Annotated in this window: 21 protein-coding genes; 17 read left to right on the top strand and 4 right to left on the bottom strand. The window is 61.5% G+C overall.

What is annotated here, in order from left to right; translation table 11 throughout:
- Positions 1 to 13: 13 nt before the first annotated feature.
- Together pfkA and corA are read left to right on the top strand one after the other, a co-directional pair.
- On the top strand, positions 14 to 973 hold the full coding sequence (gene pfkA, locus RBQ93_RS02235; RefSeq protein WP_320370378.1) for a 6-phosphofructokinase: 960 nt from the start codon (positions 14 to 16) through the stop codon (positions 971 to 973).
- A gap of 2 nt (positions 974 to 975) precedes the next feature.
- Positions 976 to 2049: a magnesium/cobalt transporter CorA gene (gene corA / locus RBQ93_RS02240; protein ID WP_320370379.1), complete on the top strand. Its 1074-nt coding sequence runs from the start codon at positions 976 to 978 to the stop codon at positions 2047 to 2049.
- Here corA and RBQ93_RS02245 read toward each other — a convergent pair whose 3' ends face one another.
- Positions 2050 to 2319 (bottom strand): hypothetical protein, encoded by a 270-nt coding sequence (locus tag RBQ93_RS02245; RefSeq protein ID WP_320370380.1) that lies wholly within the window; start codon positions 2317 to 2319, stop codon positions 2050 to 2052.
- A 33-nt stretch (positions 2320 to 2352) separates the two neighbouring features.
- On the opposite strand from RBQ93_RS02245, the gene tilS reads away from it, so the two are divergent.
- The 15 genes from tilS to RBQ93_RS02320 all read left to right on the top strand — a co-directional run bounded on the left by tilS (position 2353) and on the right by RBQ93_RS02320 (position 17369).
- Entirely contained in the window at positions 2353 to 3765 is a 1413-nt protein-coding gene (gene tilS, locus RBQ93_RS02250; RefSeq protein ID WP_320370381.1) for a tRNA lysidine(34) synthetase TilS, read from the top strand.
- Between the two features lie 120 nt (positions 3766 to 3885).
- Entirely contained in the window at positions 3886 to 5799 is a 1914-nt protein-coding gene (gene ftsH / locus RBQ93_RS02255) for an ATP-dependent zinc metalloprotease FtsH (protein WP_320370382.1), read from the top strand.
- Entirely contained in the window at positions 5796 to 6998 is a 1203-nt protein-coding gene (gene folP / locus RBQ93_RS02260) for a dihydropteroate synthase (RefSeq protein ID WP_320370383.1), read from the top strand. Before ftsH ends, folP begins: the two co-directional genes overlap by 4 nt.
- A gap of 10 nt (positions 6999 to 7008) precedes the next feature.
- On the top strand, positions 7009 to 7788 hold the full coding sequence (cdaA, locus tag RBQ93_RS02265; RefSeq protein ID WP_320370384.1) for a diadenylate cyclase CdaA: 780 nt from the start codon (positions 7009 to 7011) through the stop codon (positions 7786 to 7788).
- Entirely contained in the window at positions 7785 to 9143 is a 1359-nt protein-coding gene (gene glmM, locus RBQ93_RS02270; RefSeq protein ID WP_320370385.1) for a phosphoglucosamine mutase, read from the top strand. Before cdaA ends, glmM begins: the two co-directional genes overlap by 4 nt.
- A 2-nt stretch (positions 9144 to 9145) precedes the next feature.
- Positions 9146 to 9862: a pyridoxine 5'-phosphate synthase gene (locus RBQ93_RS02275; protein WP_320370386.1), complete on the top strand. Its 717-nt coding sequence runs from the start codon at positions 9146 to 9148 to the stop codon at positions 9860 to 9862.
- Positions 9859 to 10233 (top strand): holo-[acyl-carrier-protein] synthase, encoded by a 375-nt coding sequence (locus RBQ93_RS02280; protein ID WP_320370387.1) that lies wholly within the window; start codon positions 9859 to 9861, stop codon positions 10231 to 10233. The genes RBQ93_RS02275 and RBQ93_RS02280 overlap by 4 nt, the downstream gene beginning before the upstream one ends.
- Positions 10234 to 10236: 3 nt before the next feature.
- Positions 10237 to 11826 carry an NAD(P)H-hydrate dehydratase gene (locus RBQ93_RS02285; RefSeq protein WP_320370388.1) on the top strand — a complete coding sequence of 530 codons (1590 nt, stop codon included), beginning with the start codon at positions 10237 to 10239 and terminating at the stop codon, positions 11824 to 11826.
- A gap of 10 nt (positions 11827 to 11836) precedes the next feature.
- Positions 11837 to 12286 (top strand): CBS domain-containing protein, encoded by a 450-nt coding sequence (locus RBQ93_RS02290; protein WP_320370389.1) that lies wholly within the window; start codon positions 11837 to 11839, stop codon positions 12284 to 12286.
- A gap of 11 nt (positions 12287 to 12297) precedes the next feature.
- Entirely contained in the window at positions 12298 to 12759 is a 462-nt protein-coding gene (gene tsaE, locus RBQ93_RS02295; RefSeq protein ID WP_320370390.1) for a tRNA (adenosine(37)-N6)-threonylcarbamoyltransferase complex ATPase subunit type 1 TsaE, read from the top strand.
- A 121-nt stretch (positions 12760 to 12880) separates the two neighbouring features.
- Positions 12881 to 14095: an aspartate kinase gene (locus RBQ93_RS02300; RefSeq protein WP_320370391.1), complete on the top strand. Its 1215-nt coding sequence runs from the start codon at positions 12881 to 12883 to the stop codon at positions 14093 to 14095.
- A 6-nt stretch (positions 14096 to 14101) separates the two neighbouring features.
- A complete protein-coding gene (locus RBQ93_RS02305; RefSeq protein WP_320370392.1) occupies positions 14102 to 14746 on the top strand; it encodes a molybdenum cofactor guanylyltransferase in 645 nt (214 codons plus the stop codon).
- 104 nt (positions 14747 to 14850) lie between these two features.
- The gene (locus tag RBQ93_RS02310) at positions 14851 to 15030 is read left to right on the top strand and encodes a hypothetical protein (RefSeq protein WP_320370393.1); all 180 of its coding nucleotides are present in this window, start codon (positions 14851 to 14853) and stop codon (positions 15028 to 15030) included.
- Between the two features lie 98 nt (positions 15031 to 15128).
- Positions 15129 to 16097 carry a hypothetical protein gene (locus RBQ93_RS02315; protein ID WP_320370394.1) on the top strand — a complete coding sequence of 323 codons (969 nt, stop codon included), beginning with the start codon at positions 15129 to 15131 and terminating at the stop codon, positions 16095 to 16097.
- 24 nt (positions 16098 to 16121) lie between these two features.
- Positions 16122 to 17369, top strand: coding sequence for an MFS transporter (locus RBQ93_RS02320; RefSeq protein ID WP_320370395.1), 1248 nt, complete (start codon positions 16122 to 16124; stop codon positions 17367 to 17369).
- Here RBQ93_RS02320 and RBQ93_RS02325 read toward each other — a convergent pair.
- The 3 genes from RBQ93_RS02325 to RBQ93_RS02335 are packed head-to-tail and all read right to left on the bottom strand — an operon-like array spanning position 17333 to position 24173.
- Positions 17333 to 20404 carry a CHAT domain-containing tetratricopeptide repeat protein gene (locus RBQ93_RS02325; RefSeq protein ID WP_320370396.1) on the bottom strand — a complete coding sequence of 1024 codons (3072 nt, stop codon included), beginning with the start codon at positions 20402 to 20404 and terminating at the stop codon, positions 17333 to 17335. The two genes, RBQ93_RS02320 and RBQ93_RS02325, sit on opposite strands and share 37 nt — an antisense overlap.
- Before the next feature lie 19 nt (positions 20405 to 20423).
- Positions 20424 to 20807, bottom strand: coding sequence for a hypothetical protein (locus RBQ93_RS02330; protein WP_320370397.1), 384 nt, complete (start codon positions 20805 to 20807; stop codon positions 20424 to 20426).
- 51 nt (positions 20808 to 20858) lie between these two features.
- Positions 20859 to 24173 (bottom strand): caspase family protein, encoded by a 3315-nt coding sequence (locus tag RBQ93_RS02335; RefSeq protein WP_320370398.1) that lies wholly within the window; start codon positions 24171 to 24173, stop codon positions 20859 to 20861.
- Positions 24174 to 24268 lie beyond the last annotated feature (95 nt).

Below are 24268 nucleotides of genomic sequence, written 5' to 3' on the forward strand. Positions count from 1 at the left end.
AAGGAGATGCACCATGAAACGTCTGGCCATCCTGACCAGCGGCGGCGACTGCTCCGGCATGAACGCCACCATCCGCGCCGCAGCCCGCACCGCCATCTCGCAAAACGTGGAGATGATCGGCTACCGCAAGGGCTACGCCGGACTGGTGAAGAACGACTTCATTCCGCTGGACACCATGGCGGTGGCCGGCATCCTGCAGCGGGGTGGCACCTTCCTGCAGTCGGCCCGCAGTCAGGAGTTCCGTACTGAAGAGGGGCGCAAAAAGGCCCTGGACAACCTGATGCGCGAAGGGGTTGAAGGGCTGATCGTGGTGGGGGGCGATGGTTCCCTGACCGGCGCCCTGGCCCTTGACCGGATGGGTTTCCCGGTGATCGGCATCCCGGCCAGCATCGATAACGACATCCCGTTCACCGACATGTCGCTGGGGGTGGACACGGCCCTCAACAATATTATCTACGCCGTGGATTGCATCAAGGATACCGCCTCCTCCCACGACCGGGCCTTTATCGTTGAGGTGATGGGTCGCGGCTCCGGCTACCTGGCCTCCACCGCCGCGGTGGCCACCGGCGCCGAGTTTGCCATTGTCCCTGAAATCGAGTTCGACCTGTCGGAGATGTGCGGCCACCTGCGCCAACGGCACCAGGAAGGCCGCAATAACGCCATTATCCTGATGGCCGAAGGGGCCGGCCAGGCCCACGAGCTGGCTGCTGGCATCAAGGATACCATCGGTTTCGAGGTACGGGTGACCGTGTTGGGCCACTACCAGCGCGGCGGTTCGCCCACCGTGTTTGATCGGCTGCTGGGCAGCCGCTACGGCAAGCGGGCTGTGGAACTATTGCTCTCCGGCACCAAGGGAGTGATGGTGGGGCTTTCCTGCCACGCCATGGTGACCACCCTGTTGGAGGCGGTGATCAAGGGCGAGAAACGCCCCCAGGATGAGATCCTGAAGATGGCCGAAGTCTTGGGAATCTGACCATGCGACACGCCAAGCGGGTATTTCGCAGCCGTTCAGCCAAAGAGGGCTTGCCTCCAGGCACGCTGATTCACATCGGCGAAACCAGGACCGCCGCCCCCCAGGTCAGCTTGTTTGAGTACGGTGAGTGGGGTGTGCGCGAACAGACCTTCGACAGGGCCGACTCAACGCTGCCACCCCACCGCGAGGATGCGGTTACCTGGGTGGATGTGGAAGGGGTCCATCAGGTAGAAACCATCCGCAGCCTGGGTGAGTGCCACAACCTGCACCCGCTGGTGCTGGAGGATATCGTCAGCACCGTGCAACGCCCCAAGGTGGAGGATTACGACGACTACCTGTTCGTGGTGGTGCGGATGCTGCTGCCGCTGGAACAGGGAGACTTTGCCGCCGAGCAGGTCAGCATGGTACTGGGCAAGGGCTACCTGTTCACCTTCCAGGAAGGGATTCGGGGTGACGCCTTTGAAGCGGTGCGGGAACGGATTCGGACCGGCAAAGGCAAGATACGCAGCATGGGGGCCGATTACCTGGCCTACACCCTGCTGGATGCCATCATTGACCGCTACTTCACGGTGTTAGAGGGATTTGGCGAGCGCCTGACCAGCATCGAGGAGCAAATCGCACTGCACCCGCAACCCCGGGGGCTGGTACAGTTGAATGAACTCAAAAAAGAGGCGATCTACCTGCGCAAGGCGGTCTGGCCACTGCGGGAGGTGCTGTCGTTCCTGGAGCGTGACGACACCGAGCTGATTAGCGACACCACCCGCATCTATCTGCGTGACGTCCACGACCACGCTGTGCAGGCCATCGATACGGTGGAGACCTACCGCGACCTGCTGGCCGGTATGCTTGACCTGTACCTGTCAAGCCTCAGCAACCGCACCAACGAGATCATGAAGTTTCTGACCGTGATCGGCACGATCTTCATGCCGCTGACCTTCATCGTCGGCCTGTACGGGATGAACTTCAGGCATATGCCGGAACTGGAATGGCCCTACGGTTACTATCTGGTGCTGCTGGTCATGGCCCTGTTGTCGCTGGCCATGGTCGTATACTTCCGCCGCCGCAAGTGGTTATAGCTAGCCGTAGACCGAGAAGCGTGGTACCTTTTGCGAGCCCAGCAAGGCCGCTTTCTCTCGTGCTGAGACCGCTAGGGAAGGCTGCGGCTGTTCCGCTGACGCTGCCACCGAAAGCGTTACCCGGTCCTCCGGCAGGCTGATAGGCCTGCCCTGCCCCTGCGGCGGCTGCCGCTTACGGGACGGCGCTTCATCATCCTGCTGGCCTACCTGCCGCAAAACGGCAGTCGGTACAGTCTGGGACGTCAGTTGAGTCAGGGCGGTTGTTGCCATGCTTGTCACCTATCAGGTCTATCACTAGCTATCATGTCCCAACACAGCCTGCATACATCTGTCGCAAACGCCATCCGGGAACGTAGCCTGGCTGCTCTGGGAGACTGTCTGATCGTGGCCGTTTCCGGCGGTGCCGATTCGGTGGCCCTGCTGGATCTGCTGGCCACCCTCCCCTGCTCTTCTTTTCGGCTGATTGTGGCCCATCTGAACCATTTGTTGCGCGGGCCTGAAAGCGATGCCGACCAACAATTCGTGGCTGAGCTGGCTGCACGCTACCGCCTGCCCTGCGAGATCAGGCGGGTGGATGTGCGCAGCCTGGCCAGCCAGCAACGCCAGTCGCTGGAAGAGGCCGGCCGCGAGGCCCGCTACACCTTTTTTCACGAACTGCGACAACGCCACCAGGCTGCCGCCATTGCCATTGCCCACCACGCCGACGACCAGGCCGAAACCCTGCTGATGCGCCTGTTGCGCGGCACCGGCACCAGTGGCCTGTCGGCCATGGCACACCGCACCGATCAGGCCATCATCCGCCCCCTGCTTGGGCTGCATCGTGATGAACTGCGCGCCCATCTTGCCAACCACGGCATCCCGTTCCGCGAAGACGCCAGCAACCAGGACCGTTCCTTCCTGCGCAATCGGATACGTCACGAACTGCTGCCGCTGCTGACCAGCTACAACCCGGCCATCAGCGAACGTCTGGCCGCCACCGCCGATCTGCTGGCAGATGATGAACGACTGCTGGAACAGCTGACCCAGCAGACCTGGCAGCAGTTGGCGCAGCAGGGCGATGGCTGGGCCAGCCTGTCCCTCGACCTGCTGACAGAACAGCCCAGCGCCATGCGGATGCGGCTCTATCGGACCGCCCTTGCCGCGGCCAGCGGCGACCTGCGCCGGATCGAACGCAAACACTGTCTGGCCGTGGACCATCTGCTGCAGACAGGGCAAACCGGCGGCCGGATCGCCCTGCCCAAAGGTTTGACTGCCCTGCTGACCTCCGATCGTCTGCTGATCGCCCGCCGCGACCTGCTGCGCCCCCAGCCTCCCGTAACGATCACCATCAGCGGACCGGGCCGCTACGACCTGGGCAACGGCCTGCAGCTGCTGGTTGAACCGGCAGACGCGCCTGCGGCCTGGAACCAGCTACCGCCCCACTGCTGCTTTGTAGACCATGAACAGGCCCCTTTCCCGTGGCAGTTGCGGCCGGCAAAGGCCGATGACCGACTTGAGCTCCTCGGGATGAACGGCAGTCGACTGGTGCGGGATATCCTGGTGGACACCAAACTGCCGCGCCATCTGCGGAGCTGTCTGCCGTTACTGCTATGCGCGGAGAAGCCACTCTGGCTGGCGCCGCTGCGCAGGTGCCGGCTGGCCCTGCTGTCACCCGAACAGTCCGGCGGTATGCGTCTGACGCTGCTTGGACGGGAGCGACTGCCGCTTTTCCCCTAGCTCCCCGTGGTATACATGCGGTTAAAAGCCTTGTCCCCACGTGGGAAGATATGTTATTTTTTCCCAATTTAACGCACCCAAACGTCTAAACCACCTTAACTGCTTAGTGGAGGCTCACCCTTGAACCAGTTCTATAAAAATCTCGCCCTCTGGCTGGTCATCAGCCTGATGATGATCATGTTGTTCAACATGTTTCAGAAACCGCGCCAGACCGAGGACAAACTCAGCTTCAGCGAGTTCATGACCCTGATTGACGACGGCAAGGTCAGCAGCGTTACCCTGCAGGGCAACGATGTAACCGGCAAATACACGGCCAAGGACGGCAAGGAGAAGCAGTACCGCACCTATAAGCCGACCTTTGACGCCGACCTGACTCAAAAATTGCTGGAAAAGAAGATCACGATCCAGGCCAAACCCGAAGAGGAGCGTTTCTCCTGGTTCTCCCTGTTCATCTCCTGGTTCCCGCTGTTGCTGCTGGTGGGCATCTGGATCTTCTTCATGCGCCAGATGCAGATGGGGGGCGGCAAGGCCATGTCCTTCGGCAAGAGCCGCGCCAAGCTACTGACCGAGGCCCAGGGCAAGGTCACCTTTGAGGATGTGGCCGGCATTGAAGAGGCCAAGGAAGAACTGGAAGAGATCATCGCCTTCCTGAAAGATCCAAAGAAGTTCACCAAACTGGGGGGCAAGATCCCCAAGGGTGTACTGCTGGTGGGCCCTCCGGGCACCGGCAAGACCCTGCTGGCGCGGGCCGTGGCCGGTGAGGCCGGCGTGCCGTTCTTCTCGATCTCCGGCTCCGACTTTGTGGAGATGTTCGTCGGCGTTGGCGCCAGTCGGGTACGGGACCTGTTCCTGCAGGGCAAGAAAAACGCCCCCTGCATCATCTTCATCGACGAGATCGACGCCGTGGGCCGTCACCGTGGCGCCGGCATGGGCGGCGGACACGATGAGCGCGAACAGACCCTGAACCAACTGCTGGTGGAGATGGACGGCTTTGAATCCAACGAAGGGGTGATCCTGATCGCCGCCACCAACCGTCCCGACGTGTTAGACCCGGCCCTGCTGCGTCCCGGCCGCTTTGACCGTCAGGTAGTGGTTCCCCGCCCCGACGTCAAGGGACGGGAAAAGATTCTGTCGGTCCACGCCAAGAAGGTGCCGCTGACCCCCGAAGTGGATCTCGCTATTATTGCGCGTGGTACGCCAGGCTTCTCCGGTGCCGATCTGGCAAACCTGGTCAACGAGGCGGCCCTGCTGGCAGCCCGTAATGACAAATCATCCGTCAATATGCAGGATTTTGATGCCGCCAAGGATAAGGTCCTGATGGGTGCGGAGCGCCGCAGCATGGTCATCTCCGACGAAGAGAAAAAGAGCACCGCCTACCACGAGGCCGGCCACACCCTGGTGGCCAAGATGACCCCCGGCAGCGACCCGGTACACAAGGTCTCCATCATCCCGCGGGGCCGCGCCCTGGGGGTCACCATGCAGCTACCGATCGAAGACAAGCACAGCTACAATCGCGAGTCGTTGTTAGGGCGCATCGCCGTACTGATGGGCGGCCGCGCAGCTGAAGAACTGATCTTCAAAACCTTTACCACCGGCGCCGGTAACGACATTGAACGTGCCACCGAGATGGCCCGCAAGATGGTCTGCGAGTGGGGTATGAGCGACCGGATGGGACCGGTCTCCTTTGGCAAGAAGGATGAGTCGATCTTCCTGGGCCGCGAGATGGCCATGCACAAGAACTTCAGCGAAGAGACCGCTGAAAAGATTGATGAAGAGATCAAGCGGATCGTGGATGAGAGCTATAGCCGCGCCCTGACCATCCTGCAGGAGAACGAACAGATCCTGCACAACCTGTCAAACTGCCTGGTAGAGAAGGAAAACCTGACTGGCGCCGAGGTAGATGATATCATCGCCGGCATCGCCCCGCTCTGCACCGGTAAAAAGCCTGAAGCAGAAGCCACGCCGGAACCGGCTGCAGCTGAACAGCCGGAACAGGCCGACGAGCCGGCCAAACCGGTGGATATCCAGGCGTGATCCGCCCCCTGATCCTGCGCAGCACGGCAGAGGCCCGCCGTGAGCTGGAGCGGATCGGGGTCGACCCGGCCGGTATCGCACGGATGCTGCCCAAGCTGGAACCGTTGCCGATCCTGGTACCTGGGCTACGGCCAGCGGCCGCCAACATCCTCAAGCAAGAACTGCTCTCCCTGGGCGGGGACGCCGCTGTGGCCCGCGGCACGGTGGCCTGCAGTATCGACAGAACCGATGTCCTGCTGATCGGCACCCGCAAGCAGCTATCCGGCCTGTGCGCCAAGCTGGCCCAGCAGCCGTTTGGCCTGGCGGCACTGGCTGAGCAGGTGCGCCAACTACTGGCAACACTGGCAACCCCCAGGCCGACCTGGAGGCTTGCCAGACGGGAACTTCCGCTGCAGCGGCCGTTGATCATGGGCATCCTCAACGTGACCCCCGATTCCTTCTCGGACGGCGGGCGTTTCTCAACCGTTGAGACTGCCGTTGCTCATGCCCTGCAGATGGTGGAGCAGGGGGCCGACATCATTGACATCGGCGCCGAGAGTACCCGGCCCGGCGCACCGCTGGTTGCTCCCGATGAAGAACTGCGGCGCCTGCTACCAGTGCTGGAAGCGCTGGCTGGGCGAATCGCTGTGCCGATCTCGATCGACACCTGGAAGGCTCCGGTGGCCGAGGCTGCGCTTAAGGCCGGAGCCGAGATCATCAACGACATCAGCGGCCTGACCTTTGACCCTGCGCTGGCCCAGGTAGCGGCCAACCACCGGGCCGGACTGGTGCTGATGCATACCCGGGGCACACCGGCAACCATGCAGCAGGACACGGGCTATCAGGACCTGCTGGGCGAGATTGCCGATTTTTTGCAGGCTTCACTCCAGGCGGCGCTTACGGCCGGCTGCAGCCCCGAACAGCTGGTGCTGGACCCCGGCATCGGTTTTGGCAAAGACACCACCGGCAATCTGGAGATTCTGCGCCGGCTGCCGGAACTGGCCAGCCTGGGCTGCCCCCTGCTGGTGGGCAGTTCACGCAAGCGGTTCATCGGTACGGTGCTGGAGCGGGAAAAACCCGAAGACCGCCTGTTCGGCACCGCTGCCACCGTGGCGCTGGCTGTGGCCCATGGGGCACGTATCCTGCGGGTACACGACGTGCAGGCCATGCGGGATGTGGTCGACATGACCCATAGCATTATTTCTCCAACCATCGACTGACGGCAACGCCATGCAGACACCCCTTGACATAACCGGCTGCCTGGACAACATCTTCCTGGCGCTGCTGGTGTTCGGCCTGGCGCTGATCATCAAACGTGAAGTGGCCTTCCGCCTGCTGGCGGTGATGGCGCTGCTGACCCTGTTGTCGTTTGCCGCCCGACTGGCCGCCATCCAGCCACTGATCCGCTCCATCGACACCGTGATCGCCTCGATGCCGATCATCCTGGCGGTAATCTTCCAGAACGACCTGCGCCGCACCCTGCTGGCCATCGGCAAACGGCAATCCACCGCCCCGGCACAGGACAGTGACGGCACCGTGGATGAAATACTTCGTGCCCTGGCCGACATGGCCGGTCGCCGCATCGGCGCCCTGGTGGTGATCGTACGCCACCAGCCGATCGACCACCTGCTGCAGGTCGGCACCGATCTGGACGCTAAGGTCACCAGCGAACTCTTGAACTCGATCTTTCTGCCCTATTCGCCGATCCATGACGGCGCAGTGATCATCCACAAGGGCAAGATCACCCGGGCCGGCTGCCTGCTGCCCCTTTCCCACAACCCGGATATTGCCAAGAGCTTCGGCACCCGTCACCGGGCCGCCCTGGGGCTATCCGAGCTGTCCGACGCCCTAGTGCTGGTGGTTTCGGAAGAGACCGGCAAGATCTCGGCGGTTCACGACAGCACCATCACCTATGACATCGAAACGGCCGAGCTGAAACGGCTGCTGAAAAAATCCCTCGATCAACGGCGTTCATCCCCGAGCGCCCCTGCTGAAGGAGCATCACCATGAAAAAACTGTTCGGCACCGACGGCGTGCGCGGCGTCGCCAACGTGCACCCCATGACCACCGAGATGGCCATGCAACTGGGCCGGGCTGCGGCCTACATCTTCAAAAGCTCCGGCCCCCGCCGTCACCGGATTGTGATCGGCAAGGACACCCGTCTGTCCGGCTATATGCTGGAGAGCGCCCTATTGGCCGGCATCTGCTCGATGGGGGTCGATGTGCTGCTGGTGGGACCGCTGCCCACACCGGGCATCGCCAACATCACCAAATCGATGCGGGCCGACGCCGGGGTGGTGATCTCCGCCTCCCATAATGCCTTTCAGGATAATGGCATCAAGTTCTTCTCGGCCGACGGCTTCAAGCTGCCGGACGAGATCGAACTGAAGATCGAAAAGCTGATTGACTCCAAGAAGATCGACTCGCTGCGTCCCACCGCCACCGAGGTGGGCAAGGCCTTCCGGATCGACGATGCCGCCGGTCGCTACATCGTGTTCCTCAAAAACAGCTTCCCGGCCGACCTGGACCTGTCTGGCCTGAAGATCGTGCTGGACTGCGCCAACGGTGCCGCCTACAAGGTGGCCCCGGCCGTCTTTGAAGAGCTGGGGGCCGAGGTGATCCCCCTGGGGGTCAGACCCAACGGCAGTAACATCAACGCCGGTTGCGGCTCGCTGCATCCCGAGGTGATCAGCGAGGCGGTCAAACAGCACCAGGCCCATATCGGCATCGCCCTGGACGGCGACGCCGACCGGGTAATCGTCTGCGACGAGTTCGGCAACGAGGTCAACGGCGATCAGATCATGGCGATCTGCGCCACCGACATGCTGGCCCGCAAAACCCTCAAGAAGAAAACCCTGGTGGCCACGGTGATGAGCAACATGGGGCTGGACATCGCCCTGCGCAAGGCAGGTGGCAAGATCATCAAGACCGCCGTCGGGGACCGCTACGTGGTGGAGGAAATGCGCAAAGGCGGCTACAACCTGGGGGGCGAGCAGTCGGGACACCTGATCTTCCTGGACAACAACACCACCGGCGACGGCGTACTGGCGGCACTGCAACTGCTGGCGGTGATGCGCCGCCGTGAAAAGCCGCTCTCGGAGCTGGCCGAGGTGATGATCCCCCTGCCCCAGGTGCTGGTTAACGTACGGGTGCGGGAACGCAAGGATATCATGACCCTGCCCAGCGTGGCCAAGACGATCCGCGACGTGGAACAGAAGTTGGGGGATGAAGGGCGGGTACTGATCCGCTATTCCGGTACCGAGCCGCTGTTGCGGATCATGCTGGAGGGGCAGGATAAATACGAAATCACCACCTGGGCCAACGAGATCGGCGACCTGGTGAAGCAACAGATCGGAGCACACTGACCATGCCGAAGTTGGGACTGAACGTTGATCACGTGGCCACCGTGCGCCAGGCGCGGGGCGGCGCCGAGCCCGATCCGGTCACGGCAGCCGCCATCGGTGAGCTGGCTGGAGCCGAAGGGATCACCATCCACCTGCGGGAAGACCGTCGCCACATCCAGGACCGCGACCTGGAACTACTGCGCCAGACAGTCAAAACACGCTTGAACCTTGAAATGGCCGCCACCGCCGAGATGGTGGCGATTGCCAGCCGCATCAGGCCGGAACAGTGCACGCTGGTGCCTGAAAAACGGCAGGAGCTGACCACCGAGGGGGGGCTGGACGTGATCGCCAACTTCCAATCGGTGCAATCTGCGGTACACTCGCTGCAGCAGGCCGGTATCATCGTTAGCCTGTTCGTGGACCCAAACCCGGAACAGATCAGCGCCGCCAAGAAAACCGGCGCCGAGGCGATCGAGATCCACACCGGCGCCTATGCAGAGGCACGGGATCAGGCCAGCCGCGACAAGGAGCTGGCCGCCATCCGTGAAGCCGTTGGCCTGGGCAATGAACTGGGCATGACCGTCCATGCCGGCCACGGCCTGAATTACGTCAACATCGCCCCCCTGGCTGGCATGCCGGGGATCGAGGAGTTCAACATCGGCCACAGCATCATCGCCCGTGCGGTGTTGGTGGGCCTGGATCGGGCGGTACGGGAGATGGTGGCACTGCTGCGGCAATGATCATCGGCACCGGCATTGATACGGTCGAGGTGGCCCGTTTCCAGCGTTTTCTGGATCAGGGGAACCAGCGTCTGCTGGACCGGCTGTTCAGCCCGCAGGAGCAGGACTACTGCCGCGCCAAGAAACAGGCCGCTGCCTGCTACGCTGCCCGCTTCGCCGCCAAGGAGGCCTTTTTGAAGGCGCTGGGCACCGGGCTGCGGGACGGCATCAGCTGGATTGAGATCGAGGTGGTCAATGATCCGCTGGGCAAGCCTGAACTCAACCTGACCGGTTCTGCCCAACAGCAGCTGGACCAACGAGGGGGTAACCGGGCCCACCTCTCCCTCTCCCACGACGGCGGACAGGCCGTTGCCATCGTGATACTGGAGTAGCCCATGCAGGTCGTCACCGCCCATACCATGCAGGAGCTGGATCGCCGGGCCATCAACGACTATGGCATTCCGGGCCGGCAACTGATGGAAAACGCCGGCCGGTCCTGCGCTGAGCGGATCGCCCGCGACTTCGGCCTTCCCGGCGACAACTACGCCGTGATCCTTGCCGGCAAGGGCAACAACGGCGGTGATGGCTACGTGATCGCCCGCCACCTGCTGGACAAGGGCTGGCAGGTGCTGGTGATCGTACTGGCAGAGCGCCAGGAGATCAGCGGCGATGCCCAGACCATGCTGGAGCTGCTGCCGGCCACGCTGGTCAGCTTTTGCACCGGCCAGAAAGCGCTGACCACTCACCACGCTGCAGATATTCAACGGGCCACCGTGCTGGTGGATGCCCTGCTGGGGACCGGCCTCAAGAACCATCTGCAGGGAATCTACTTGGAGGCGGTGTCACTGATCAACGCTGCAGCGGCACCGGTGGTGGCGGTGGATATCCCCTCCGGCGTGCACGGCACCAGCGGCGCCATCCTGGGACAGGCGGTCCGGGCCGACCTGACCGTCAGCTTTGCCTGTGCCAAGCTGGGGCAGCTGCTCTACCCCGGCGCCCTGCAGACCGGTCGGCTGGAGGTGGTGGATATCGGCATCCCACCGCTGCTGCTGGCCGAGGCCGCAGGGTACGACTACCTGGACGAGGAACTGGTGGCACAGCTGCTCCGCCCCCGCGACCGCCAGGCCCACAAGGGGACCTTCGGCCACTGCCTGCTGATCGCCGGCTCCAGCGGCAAGAGCGGCGCCGCCGCCCTGGCTGCCAACGCGACTGTCCGTGCCGGCGCCGGCCTGGTCACCCTGGCCTGTCCTGCCACCATCAATCCGATCCTGGAGATCAAGACCACCGAGGCGATGACCGCCCCCGTGCCCGACAACGCCAGTGGCCAGCTGAGCGATGCCGCGCTGCCCCTGCTTGAGCAGCTGCTGATTGACAAAAACGCGGTGGCGTTGGGCCCCGGCATCGGCCGCCAGCCGGAAACAGCCAGGCTGGCGCAGCGCCTGATCGAAACAATCACCCAGCCGCTGGTGATCGACGCCGATGGCCTGAACGCACTGTCAGACGATATATCCGTACTGCAACGCACGGTGTCCCCCAGCGTTGTGCTGACCCCCCACCCGGGGGAGATGTCCCGGCTGTTGGGGACAGCGCTGCCCGATGCCCCGGAGGCACGGATCGAGGTAACCCGACAGTTTGCCCGCAGCTACGGTGTGCACCTGATACTAAAAGGGGCCCGCACCATCATCGCGGCCCCGGACGGCAGGGTGGCCATCAACGGCAGCGGTAACCCCGGCATGGCCAGCGGCGGCATGGGTGACGTGCTGACCGGCGTGTTGACCGGCCTGCTGGGCCAAGGGTTTACCCCCTGGCAGGCCTGCCAGTTGGGTGTCTTCGTCCACGGCCTGGCCGGCAATCTGGTGGCCGCCGACAAAGGCGAGATCGGCATGCAGGCCGGCGATGTGGTTGAGTCCCTGCCCTATGCCTTCAAGCAACTCATGCAGAGAAACAGCAGGCACCATCAACCCGAACCATCATCCCAGAAATGAGGTACCAGCCATGAAAACCGTTGCCGATATCATGACCCGCGAAGTGATCACCGTCAGTAAAGAGACCACGGTCCGCGACCTGGCCGAACTGTTCGTCACCAAACGGATCGGCTCCCTGCCGGTGGTGGACGAGGCCGGCAACGTGATCGGTATTGTCACCGAATCGGACCTGGTGGAACAGGGCAAGAACGTTCACCTGCCCACCGTTATCACCCTCTTTGACTGGGTGATCTACCTGGAGACCGAAAAGAGCCTGGAGCGGGAACTGAAAAAGATGGGTGCCCGCACCGTGGGCGACATCTTCCAGCAGGAGCTGATCTCCATCGCGCCGGACGCCGCCATCAGCACCGCCGCCGACCTGATGAGCAACCGTCATGTCAACTCGCTGCCGGTGCTGGAAAACGGCAAGCTGATCGGCATCGTCTCCCGCATCGATATCATCCGCACCTTGCTGGTCTAGCAGCCGTGCTGGTGTTCGAAACCGATTCACCGCTTGCGACCGAACAGTTGGGGGCCCGCCTGGGCTCCCTGCTTCGTTCCGGTGATCTCATCACCCTAGTGGGCGAACTGGGGGGCGGCAAGACCTGTTTCGTGCGCGGCGTGGTGCAGGGGGCCAACCCGGCCTGCGCCGACCAGGTGGCCTCGCCGACCTACGCTCTGATGCACCACTATGACGGCCCGGTGCCGATCTATCATTACGACTGCTACCGCCTGCGTGGAGCCGAAGACGCCCTTGAGATCGGCCTGACCGACCAGCTGACCGGCGAGGGCATCTGCCTGGTGGAGTGGCCGGAGCGGATCAGCAGCGAACTGCCGGCTGACCATCTGGAGATCCGCTTTGACCATGCCGGTGATGATCAGCGACGGATCAGCTTGCTGCCACACGGCCTCCGTGCCCATAAACTGGTCATTCACCTCTCGCAGACCCCATAAAAAAGCCTTGTCTCCATATTCCTGTTCTGCTATTTATAAAAACCTTTATATTTCCCGGATTACTGCATCATCACGCATCATACAAAAGATGCGTTGAAGACTTTGAGCGAAGGAGCGCGGTATGGCACTGGTAGTCCAAAAATACGGCGGCACCTCGGTCGGCACCACCGACCGGATCAAGAATGTTGCCAAGCGGATCATCAAGACCTACGAGGCCGGCAACGAGGTAGTGGTGGTGGTTTCGGCCATGTCCGGCGAGACCAACAAACTGGTGGCCCTGGCCAACGAGATGGTCGACATCCCGGACAACCGGGAATACGACGTGGTGGTGGCCACCGGCGAGCAGGTCACCATCGGTCTGTTGTCGATGTACCTCAAATCCCTGGGCTACAAGGCCAAGTCCTACCAGGGCTGGCAGGTGCCGATCATCACCGACAGCACCTTTGCCAAGGCCCGTATCGAAAGCATCGACGGCAGCAAGATGCAGGCCGACCTGAAGGCTGGCAACATTGTGGTGGTGGCCGGTTTCCAGGGTGTCGACAAAGACGGCAACCTGACGACTCTGGGCCGCGGCGGCTCCGACACCTCGGCGGTGGCCCTGGCAGCGGCACTCAAGGCTGATGTCTGCGAGATTTACACCGACGTAGACGGCGTCTACACCACCGACCCCAACGTCTGCAAGGACGCCCGCAAGGTGGAAAAGGTTTCCTACGACGAGATGCTGGAACTGGCCAGCCTGGGCGCCAAGGTGCTGCAGATCCGCTCCGTTGAGTTTGCCAAGAAATATAACGTGGACGTGCATGTCCGCTCCAGCCTGAACGACAACACCGGTACCATGGTTACCAGGGAGGATAAAGATATGGAAGGGATTCTCGTTTCCGGGGTCGCCTACGACAAGAATGAAGCCAAGATCGCCGTGCTGGGTGTGCCTGACAAGCCGGGTATCGCCGCCAAACTGCTGACCCCGCTCTCCGACGCCGCCATCTCGGTGGATATGATCGTGCAGAACGTGAGCCACGACGGCACAACCGACTTCACCTTCACCGTCACCAAGGCCGACCTGAAAAAGGCCCTGCTGATCACCAACGAAGCCGCCAAAGAGATCCAGGCCAAGGAAGTGCAGTCCGACGAGAACATCAGCAAGATCTCCATTGTCGGCCTGGGTATGCGCAGCCACGCCGGTGTCGCCACCCGCATGTTTGCCGTGCTGGCCAAGAACAACATCAACATCGGCATGATCTCCACCTCCGAAATCAAGATCTCGGTGGTGATCGACGAAAAATATACCGAACTGGCCGTGCGGGTGCTGCACGAGGAGTTCGGTCTGGCCGGGTAGGCACCCGTGTCTAACCAGCAGCAACACGGGGATGTCGGCCTTGCCGGCATCCCCGTTTCGTTTCCTGCCATCACCGGCGCCATCCTGGCCGGTGGCCAGTCCACCCGTATGGGCAGCGACAAGGCGCTGTTGGAACTGCATGGCCAGCGGATGCTGGAACGGGTGCATTGCACCATGTCCAGCCTGTTCGGCAGTACCCTGCTGGTGACCAACCAGCCGGAACGCTACCGTTTCCTGCCCTGCCCTGCCGCGCCTGATCGCTTCGTGGGGGCCGGCTCCCTGGCCGGCATCCAGGCCGCCCTGACCCATGCCACAACCGACCTGGTATTCGTGGTGGCCTGCGATATGCCGTTGCTCAGCCCAGCGGTCATCTGCTATCTCTGCAGCCTGAGCGAGGGCTACGAGATTGTCGTCCCGGAAAGCAGCAGTGGTCTGGAGCCGTTACACGCCCTCTACCGTCGCAGTTGCCTGCCGGAGATGGAGACGATGTTGACCGGCAGCCGCAAACGGATCATCGAACTGTACGATCTCAAAAAAACACGCCGGGTAACGTGGCATGAGATCGCCCCGTTGCCCGGCGCAGACCGCACCTTCCTCAATCTGAATACCCCCGCAGAATTCCAGGCCGTAACCGACGCGTTGACCAGCTGACCACGACAGATAAAACAACCCTGTTTTTAGTACAAACTATGCTATACTTGCAGCTGCGTGGTGATGGTAAATCTGTAACGAATCCAACGGCGTGAGGTGAGCGTATGAAAACCCTGGCTGATCTGGCTCGTACCAAACTGAGTGTTACCGGTGACGTTGAGCAGGCGCACTATGACCATGGCCTGCAGCGTCGTAACCTTGATCTGACCACGCAGGAAATTACCCATTGCTACAAGAGCAGCACCATGTTCGACGGAGAGGGCTCCAACGAGGCCGACCGCTAGTCGGTCAGCCAGCCGTATGGCATTACAACCGGCGAACAGCAACAAGCTATCGATCTGCGACCATCACCACGCCCATACCATCGCCGAGCGGTAACCCTATGCCTCCTGTCACCTTCATCTACACCAACTCCCTTGACCTGACCGCCGACCTGCTGATCTCACGGCTTGGCTCAGAGCATGTCTTCCGCTTTAACATCGACCTCTGGCGCGACTATCAGATCAAGGTCGATGCAGACGGTCTCTTCATCCAAAACCCGGCCGGACGCTCGGTACAGCAGTCAGAGATCGCCAAATTCTACTGGCGTCGCCCCCATACCACGGCACGGCTCTATCCGCAGCGGGAGATACCCAACGAGATCAGCTACATCGAGGAGGAGATCAGCTATGCCATGCGCGATACGCTGAACCTGCTCTGGGCCGACGGCAAGGTGGTGCTGACCGAACCGATGGCCGACTCGCGGATCGGCAAGCTGGTCCAGTTGTCGCTGGCACGCAAGTATTTTGTCGTGCCTGCCTACCGCTTTGTGCTTGGCAGCGCCGACTTGCTCGCCGAGACCACCGCTGCGATGATCGTCAAGAGCCTCTCCTCGGAACGGGTCAACCGTGAAACGACCCTCTTCACCACCCAGGTCGACCAGCGGGAGCTTGACCCGCAGACCCCCTGGTTCATCCAGGAGTATGTCCCGGCCTCCCATGACATCACGGTGGTCTACATCAGGGGCGACCTGTTCGCCTTCGAGCTGGACCGCAGCCCGTTCGTCGGGCAAACCGCCGACTGGCGAGAGGTGGCGCCGGAGATTGCGGTGGACGGGTGGCAGCCGCATCAGCTGCCGAGTGAACTGCAGGGCGCCATACAAGGCTTCATGCAGGACTTAGGGCTGCATTATGGACGGCTTGACCTGTTGCTGACCACGGAGGGCTACCGGTTTTTGGAGGTCAATGCCAACGGTGAGTGGGCCTGGCTTGATTTTGACAACCGACACGGGCTGCTGGAACGGATGCTGACCGAACTGTCCCCCCTGACCCCCTGCCATCCGATCCCGATCAATCGCCAGATCACCCGCTAAACGGTAACACGCCAAGCCGATCCCATGACCGTCAACCAGCGCCACCTCTTAGGCAGTCCCAGCTTCCTCTGCTATTTCAGCTCCCGCACCATCTCGCTGTTGGGCGATACGATCCACTACATCGCCCTGATGTCCCTGATCTACCAACAGACCCGTTCCCCCCTGCTGTTGGGCGGGGCGCTGGTCACGATCCAGTCGTCACAGATCATCTTCGACCTTTTTTCAGGGATCGCCGCCGACCGCTGGAACCGTAAATGGACCATGATCGCCTGCGATGCCTACCGTGCCGCCGCCGTCATCGCCATCCCGTTCGTGCTGCCCTCAACCGGCCTGCTGTTCCTGCTGCTGTTTTCCATGGCCTGTGCCGAATCGTTCTACAACCTGGCCCGCGCCTCGCTACTGCCCGATCTGCTGCAGGGTGAACAGCAGCTGGTGCAAGCCAACTCGCTGTTGCAGGCGGCAACTACCATCGTCATGATTGCGGGCCCGCTGCTGGCCGCTGCGGTGGTGGTCAACTACGGCACCACTGCGGCATTCCTGCTGGACGGCGGCAGCTTTCTGCTGGCCGGCCTGCTGATCCTGCCGCTCAGAGACCGGCAGGCGCGCATCGTCCGCCTCAAGGACGGCATATTCAAAGAGCTGGCAGACGGCTACCGCTACTTTGTGCGACAACCGCAGATCGTGGGGGTTGCGATCACCACCAGCCTGCTCTTGAGCGCCATGTTCCTGCCGATGAGCCTGAAGATCGTCTTTGCGGATCAGTTTATTACCGGACAGGGCGTTGATGCCACCAGCGTACTGGGCTATCTCAGTACTGCCAGTGGTCTGGGGGGCTTGCTCGGTGCGGCGCTGCTGCCAAAACTGACGCGGCACCAGGCGGTCTGGAAGATGATCGTGCTCGGCGCCGTCTGCGCCAGCATCGAGCTGTTCTGTTTCAGTGTTGCAAGTGATCTGTCGCTGCTCTTGGCAGCCACCCTGCTCTCCGGCTGCGCCTTCAGCCTGGTGAATGTTCCGGCCACCAGCCTGCTGCAGCTAACCGCAGCCGACGAGATGCGCGGCAAGGTCTTGGCCCTGTACAGTGTGCTGCTGTCCGGCATCACCACCCTGGCCGTGCTGGCCGGCGGTTTCGCCGGCACCGCCATCGGCCTGCGGCCGGTCTATTTCATGGCCGGGCTGCTCTGCCTGGCAGCGGGCTACGCCGCCTTTATCTTGCTACGCCACCAGCCTGCAGCCGCTTATCCCTCGCCGTGTAGGACAAACACGCCCCAGTAGAACGGATTGGGGTACGTGCTGCGCATCTGCCCCCGGGCCAACTTGAGTGCCTGGGCGTGGGGCACCCCCTGCTTCAGGTAGCCGTAGAAGTAGGTCACATACTCCACCGCCGGTTCCGAGGCCACCTCCCACAGACTGACCACCACACTGCCGGCGCCGGCTGACTGGAAGGCTCGGGCAAAATTGACCACCCCCTCCCCTTCCACCTCCTTGCCGACACCGGTCACGCAGGCCGAGAGCATCACCAGGCGAGCGCTGAGCCGCAAATCAAGCACCTCACTCAAGGTCAGGAAGCCGTCGTTGCCGCCCTGTTTATCCTGTTGGCTGAGCAGGATGAACGGCTCGTTCACCTCGCGGATCAGGCCTGGCAGCGAGGCATGGGTGGCGAAGTGCAGATAGCGGTAATCCCCCAGCGGCGACCGTTTGAGCATTGCCTCGCTGGCCTGTTGACGCAGCAGCACATCGGGTGGCTGCACGACCGTGCCCAGTAGGGCCGCAACCCGGCGCACCTCGGTCTCGGTCTCCGGCAAGGGGGGAAACAGGATCTGCTGTCCGTGCTGCTTAGGGGTGATGGCCAAGCCACGGAACCCCTGCTGCACCCCGGCTGACGAACCGAAATCCGGATTTCCCAAGGCAAACAGCGTACGGGACGGCTGACCTGCCGGCAGGGTGCGTTTGAGCGACAGCAGGCTGGCCGACTGATAATAGGCGATGGCGAAACGCTCGCCCAGATAGCTGCTGTCGCTGAGCGATGAACCCTTACGACTGGCCAGAATCTCAAACGGCAGCGTCCCCAGGATGCCGTCCGGCACGATAATCAGCCGGTCCGCTGGCCGGGCCGCTGCCAGACCGTCGGCCAGCAGCAGCTGATAGAGTTCGCTGGCCAGTTGCACCGAAAAATCCTGCGGGTGGCGATTGGTGAGTGGCTCCAGGAATCCCTTGATCTTGTCTTCCAGCTCGACCTGTCTAATCGGAAGCCGCAGTACCCGCTGCACGCCCCCCTTGCGCACCACAAACAGGTAGCTGGCCTCCTCGCCCAGGGCATAGGCCAGCAGCAGCTCATCATCGGCCAACGGCAGCTGGTCGGCCGCCACCGGCCGCGGGTAATTGATGGCCGCATACAGGGGATGCTCGCGCTGCAGACGGGCCACCAGACGTTCCAGCTGTTGGTCCAGCTCGCGGCGCTGCTGCTGAAACTGGGCGTACTGGGCAGCACCGCTACGCAGTGCCTGCTCACGGCCGGCATGCAGGGCGGCCAGCTGTTGCCGCAGGCGCTGTTCTTCCTGACGGACAACGTTGGGAATATCACCACCGGCAACCATGCTACGGCCGCTTGCGGCAACCCGCTCGATCAGACTGCGCGCCTTGACGGCCTCGGCAAAGTAAAAGGCAGCCGCGCCATTACTGGTGCCATAGGGGCGCGCCTCGCCGACAACCGGCTCTCCACGCAAGGCCTGCTCGGCAACGCTGGACACCAGGGCCCGGTAGCTGCGAAACCTTCCCCCGGCGCCACCGGCGGTCAGGAAGGTCCCACGCTCGCCCGCTGCACTGCGCAACCCTTCCAGCAGCCCGTAGGCCTTCAACAGTTCCCGGGTGGCTGCTGCATAATCGCCCAGCCCCATCAGCGCCCGGCCGGTCTGCATGGCATATTCTGCCAGGTCGGGGTCTCCGGCCTGTCTATCAGGCGGATACTGTTTCAGTAACGTCAAGGCCTGCTGATAGCGGCCAGTCTGCAGGTAGACCTCCACCAGGCCGGGATGCCGCAGGTGGATACCACTCTTCTGCACCTGTATCTGGCGACGCTCCTCAAACAGCCGCTCGGCGGCTGCCGGATCACCCTTGAACAGGTAGCTGGCCCCCAGGTTGGTCAGCGACTGGGCGATCTCCAGCGGATTGCCCATTGTCCTGCGCAGCTCAAGCACCTGCCGGTGCCAGTGGATCGCCTCGTCATAGCGCTTGGCCTGGTAATGGGCCATGGCGATGTTGTTCAGGTTGATGGCAATCTCCTGCTGGTTACCACTGGCACGATTCAGAGCCAAGGCTTCCTGATAGCGCTGCAGCGCCTGATCCTGCTGCCCCAGGGCGGTAGAGACCTGCCCCAGGTTGTTAACAGCCACCGCCTGCAGACTTTTGCGACCCGCCTGCCGTGCCAGGTCCAACGACTGCTGAAAGTAGCTGCGGGCCTGTTCATACTGACCGACACGCATCTGCACCAACCCCAGATTGTTGAGGATGTTGGCCTGCAACTGCCGATGGCCGATCCGCCGCGCAATGGTCAGCGCCTCATCAAAGGCGCTCAGCGCAGACCCCGTCTTTTTCAGATCATACTCGTTCAAACCCTTGCGATTGAGGCTGGAGCTCAGGTCCCCATCCAGCCGGTTCCTGCGCTGGATCGAGATCGCCTCGTCATAATAGCCGGCTGCTTCCCTGTAGTTACCCGAGCTGTTGGCCACCTGACCAAGGGTGGCCAGCGCATTGGAGATGCCCACCGCGTTGCCGAGCCTGCGATTGATGGCCAGCGACTCCTGCAGGACGCGGGTTGCCTCACCATAGCGGCCCAGCCGCAGCTGCACGGTGCCGATGTGAAACAGCAGCAGGGCGTTCATATCCTGCGCGCCTGTCCGACGGCTCAACGCCAGGGCCTCTTCGAACAGCGGCAAGGCCGGCACGGGTTGATCAAGCCCCTTATAGAGCACCGCCCCCAGGTTCAGCAGGTCGTTGGTCAGGTCTTCCGGCACATTGCGCTGCCGGCTCAGCTGCAGGGTCTGTTCGTAGTAGCTGCGTGCCCGCTCGTTCTGGTCCAGGGCGTCGTAGACCACCCCCAGGCCATTCAGGTTGGCCCAGCGGCAATCAAGCTCACCAGCACACAGGGCCAATGAGCGTTCATACAGCCGGATCGCCTCCTGATGCCGCCCGGCATCGGAGGCCTTGCTGGCCTGCTCCCAGAGGTTTTCTGCCTCGCTGGTGGCAGCACTGCCCGGAACGGCAGCCAGAACTACCACCATAGAGACCAGAACGGCAACGATACGGATCATGATGACACCTCCCGGATACTCAACGACCAGTCCAACCTGCCGTAACCTGCTTGCCCACACCACCTCGGACTTCATACCAGTCGTCCGGCATGGCGAAGCGGTACACTAATCTGAAGGTCTGGTTCTTCTGCCCGATTCCGCCCCCCTTGCTTTCTTCGCCGGGGTCTACAAAGTACAGCATACTGCCCTTAGCGAGACGAGTGCCTGCAGCCGACGGTTCCCAGCCCTCAAGGGTTGTGGGGCATGCCCCGTGAGCATTGCATAACACACTAATTTGATTTCCAGCCTCCAGGATTTCCGCTTTCCCACCGGCATAGAATCGCACCAGATCATGGCCTACAAAAACATAGAGTGCCAAGAGCGCTGCAACGATCATCAGAAGCTTAAGCGGGCTTATCTTCATGGTATCTCCTTTGGCACATGGGCTCTTGCAAACCTTCTTTACCGCCACACACTAGCGTGACCTGCCAACCGGAAACCCCTGACCGCTGATGGAAACGGTGGGGAATTGGGCCCGTTTAAATATCTTCTCAGCCAGGTTAGGCACTTCATCCTCCACATAGGCGGCCAGATCCGTGGTCCTGACATATCCCGTCTTGCCTTTATCGGCCTTCCCCTGCAACCCCTGCACCAGTGCCCAGGTAAACAGACCATGTCCCTGATAGCCTTCCAACGCCTCCTGCACCGAGGTGGAGGCAGACAGGATGGTGGAGCCTACCGCGCGGGACAACACCTTCATGGCAGTATCCTCACTCATGCCGCGGGTCAGGAGGGCGGTCTGCATGGCCTGGCCCAGTTGGCCGGCATTGCAGGTATCAATCACGATCAGCTTCTTGGTGGAAGGGATGTTGGCCACCAGTTCTTTCAACTGTATCTGCGAAAGTGCGTCATTTTTCAGTTTTTGCGTACTCAGAGCGCCGACGTTGGCGGTGATCAGGAAGTACTCCCCTTCGTCAACCGTACCGTGGCTGGCGATATAGAGGATGAACAGGTCATCAGGGTTGATCGTCTGGTAGCGTTGCAGGGCGCTGACAAGCGCATCCCGGCTGGTGGCTTCCCGGGTGGTCAGTAACGTTATCTTGACCTGCTCAAACAGCCCCAAAGCCCCCGAGCGCAGGGTGTCGGCAAACAGGTTGGCATCGGCCACGGCATACTTCAGTTGCAGCTTTGGGTTGCGGAACTCTTGGATCCCGATCACCAGAGCATGCAGGGTCGGCTTGCGGAGTGCGGCAAAGCTGGCCTGTACCTGATGGACAGCCTCGTTACTCTGCATGGAGTTATCGGCATTGAAGGCAACCGCCCGGATACTGTTGCTGCCGGGGGAAAGCTTGAGGGTGTAGCTGCGATAGACGGCAGCGCCGCCCTCCTTCTGCACCGCCTTCAAGGAGCGACTACTGTCCAGCAGCACTGCCGAGCCGTTCAGAAACAGCCGCACATCACCGATACCGCCGCCCTGCTCTTCCAACTTTAAGGTCAGCTTGAAGCTTTCGGTAGCAGACGTCACCGGCGTCTGGACGATGCTGACCCGGGGTGGCTGCTTGATCTCGGCCAGGGTACGGTAGCCCTGCAGTGAGCCGCCGGACAGGGCCAACTTGACCAGATCTGGACGGAAGAAGGCCTCACGGTAGTTTTCGATGCCGTAGACATTGGGACCAACACGCACGTTGAGATGTTTGTCGCCGTTGGCAGAGGCGTTGTAGTAGCCCTCCGGCGTGACGGCAACCCACTCACCGCCCTTAAAGGCAACCATCTGCAGCAGTTCACGGCCCGATGCCAGATCCCATACCCTGGTGGTTGCATCATAGCTGCCGGAATAGACAAACCTGCCATCAGGTGAAAAGGCCACCGAGCGTACCGCTGCGCTGTGACCATTAAAAACCTTGAGCTGTCGGCCGGTGCTCACCTCCCATAGGCGTACCGTCTTGTCCCAGCTGCCGGAGGCAGCCAGCCTGCCGTCAGCAGAAAAGGCGACCGTTGATGCCTCGGCAGCATGATGTCCGGCAAAGCTTCTGATCAAGGCCCCAGTGGCCACATCATACAACCTCAGCATACCTATAAAACCAACGTTTCCCAACTTACTGCGTTCATTAACGACCGCCAGGATACTGGACCCATCGGGCGAGAAACAGACCTTGTGAGCTGACCCCGCAATCTTTTTCAACTCTTTGCCGCTGGCAACCTCCCACAGACGGATAGTTTCGTCCACACTGGCCGATGCCGCCAATCTGCCATCCGGAGAAAAAGCCACCGACCAGACCGGCTCGAGATGTCCCTTGAACCTTCTGACAAGATCTCCTGTGGCAGCATCCCACAGGTTAAGCGGGTTATCCTTAAATTTTTCATGGCCGGAGAGGATGGTGCTGCCATCGGGAGCAAAGGCCAGCGACATGCCGACACCGATATCAGTCATTTTTTCCTTGCCGAACTGCCGTTCCTGCAGCGTCTGCAACCTTTTCCCGGTCTGGGCATCCCACAACTGCATGTTATGCCAGTTCGACGAACTGACTATTGAGCGCCCATCAGGGGCATAGGCAATCACCTCAAGCATGGCAGGATAGTGCTCCTTGCCTTGTATCGACTCGCTCACCTGCCGCAACTGGCTGCCGCTTGTCAGATCCCAGATACTGAGCGGCGCGCCCTTCTCCTGCAGTTCGTTTTGAGCGATGGCCAGTGAACGACCATCGGGGGCAAGGGCCACGGCAGATACACGACCGGTTTCACCATTATAGCTGCGCAGCAACGCCCCTGTAGCAGCATCCCACAGGCGCACCACACCGCTCCAGTCGCCCGACGCGATCTGTCGGCCGTCAGGCGAGAACGACACCGAACTGGTATCGCTAGGCTGATTACCAAAGGCACGCACCTCTTTCCAGCCGGCGACATTGATCAGGCGAATAGTACCACGACTGAATGAACCTGCTGCTGCCACAACGGTCGTACCGTCAGGCGAAAATGCAAGCGAGTTTACATCACTGTCCAGAACAAGTTTCTGCAACTCCCGTCCGGTACGCAGCTCCCACAACCGCACGCTGTTATCTTTGCCCCCACTGCCAGATACAATGAAGGCGCCATCCGGCGAGACCGCTACCGAAGTAACCGAACTGATTTTATTGGTGTACCCCTTTGGAGCGGGTGGCTGTTTGTGCCCGATAAAACGCCTGATCTCTTTGCCTGTGCCTCTATCCCAAAGCCGCAGCGTCGTATCCCAGCTGCCCGAGACCAGGGCTTTGCCATCCGGTGTGAAGGCCACCGCCATAACCTCTTCCGTATGCCCCTTAAACGTTCGCAGCTGCTTGCCGGTTTGTACCTCCCACAGGCGGACGGTCTTATCCCAGCTGGTCGATGCCAGATGACGGCCATCGGGGGAGAAGGCGAGTGCATGCACCGAACCGGTATGGCCCCGAAGCGTTTTCACCTGCTTACCGGACGCCACGTCCCAGAGCGCAATGATCGTATCGCGCCCGGCGCCGGCTACATACCTGCCGTCCGGAGAAATGGCGACAGCAAGGACAAAAGAGGGAAAGCCCTTGAATATCCGATATTCCTTGCCGGTAGTCACCTCCCAGAGCCGCATGGTCGTGTCGTTGCTGCCAGACAGGATATATCGGCCATCGGGCGAAAAAACCACCGCATTGACAAAATCGGTATGCCCCAGACGGGGAGCCACCTCCAGGGTTGCAGCAGACAGCGAAGCTGGTGCCCCCAACCAGAAGAGAAGCGAGCAAAAGATGCCGATGGCTAACTGTTTTGTTTGTACCCGCACTGGCATGACAAACTCCTGACTTTTTACTGCAATCCCATAGGGATACAACCCGAAAATGACCCTGTACAGCCTCAGGTTTTCTGTTGTATGTCCCGCATCCT

The sequence above is a fragment of the Trichlorobacter sp. genome (genome assembly GCF_034008105.1).
Classification (GTDB): Bacteria; Desulfobacterota; Desulfuromonadia; order Geobacterales; family Pseudopelobacteraceae; genus Trichlorobacter.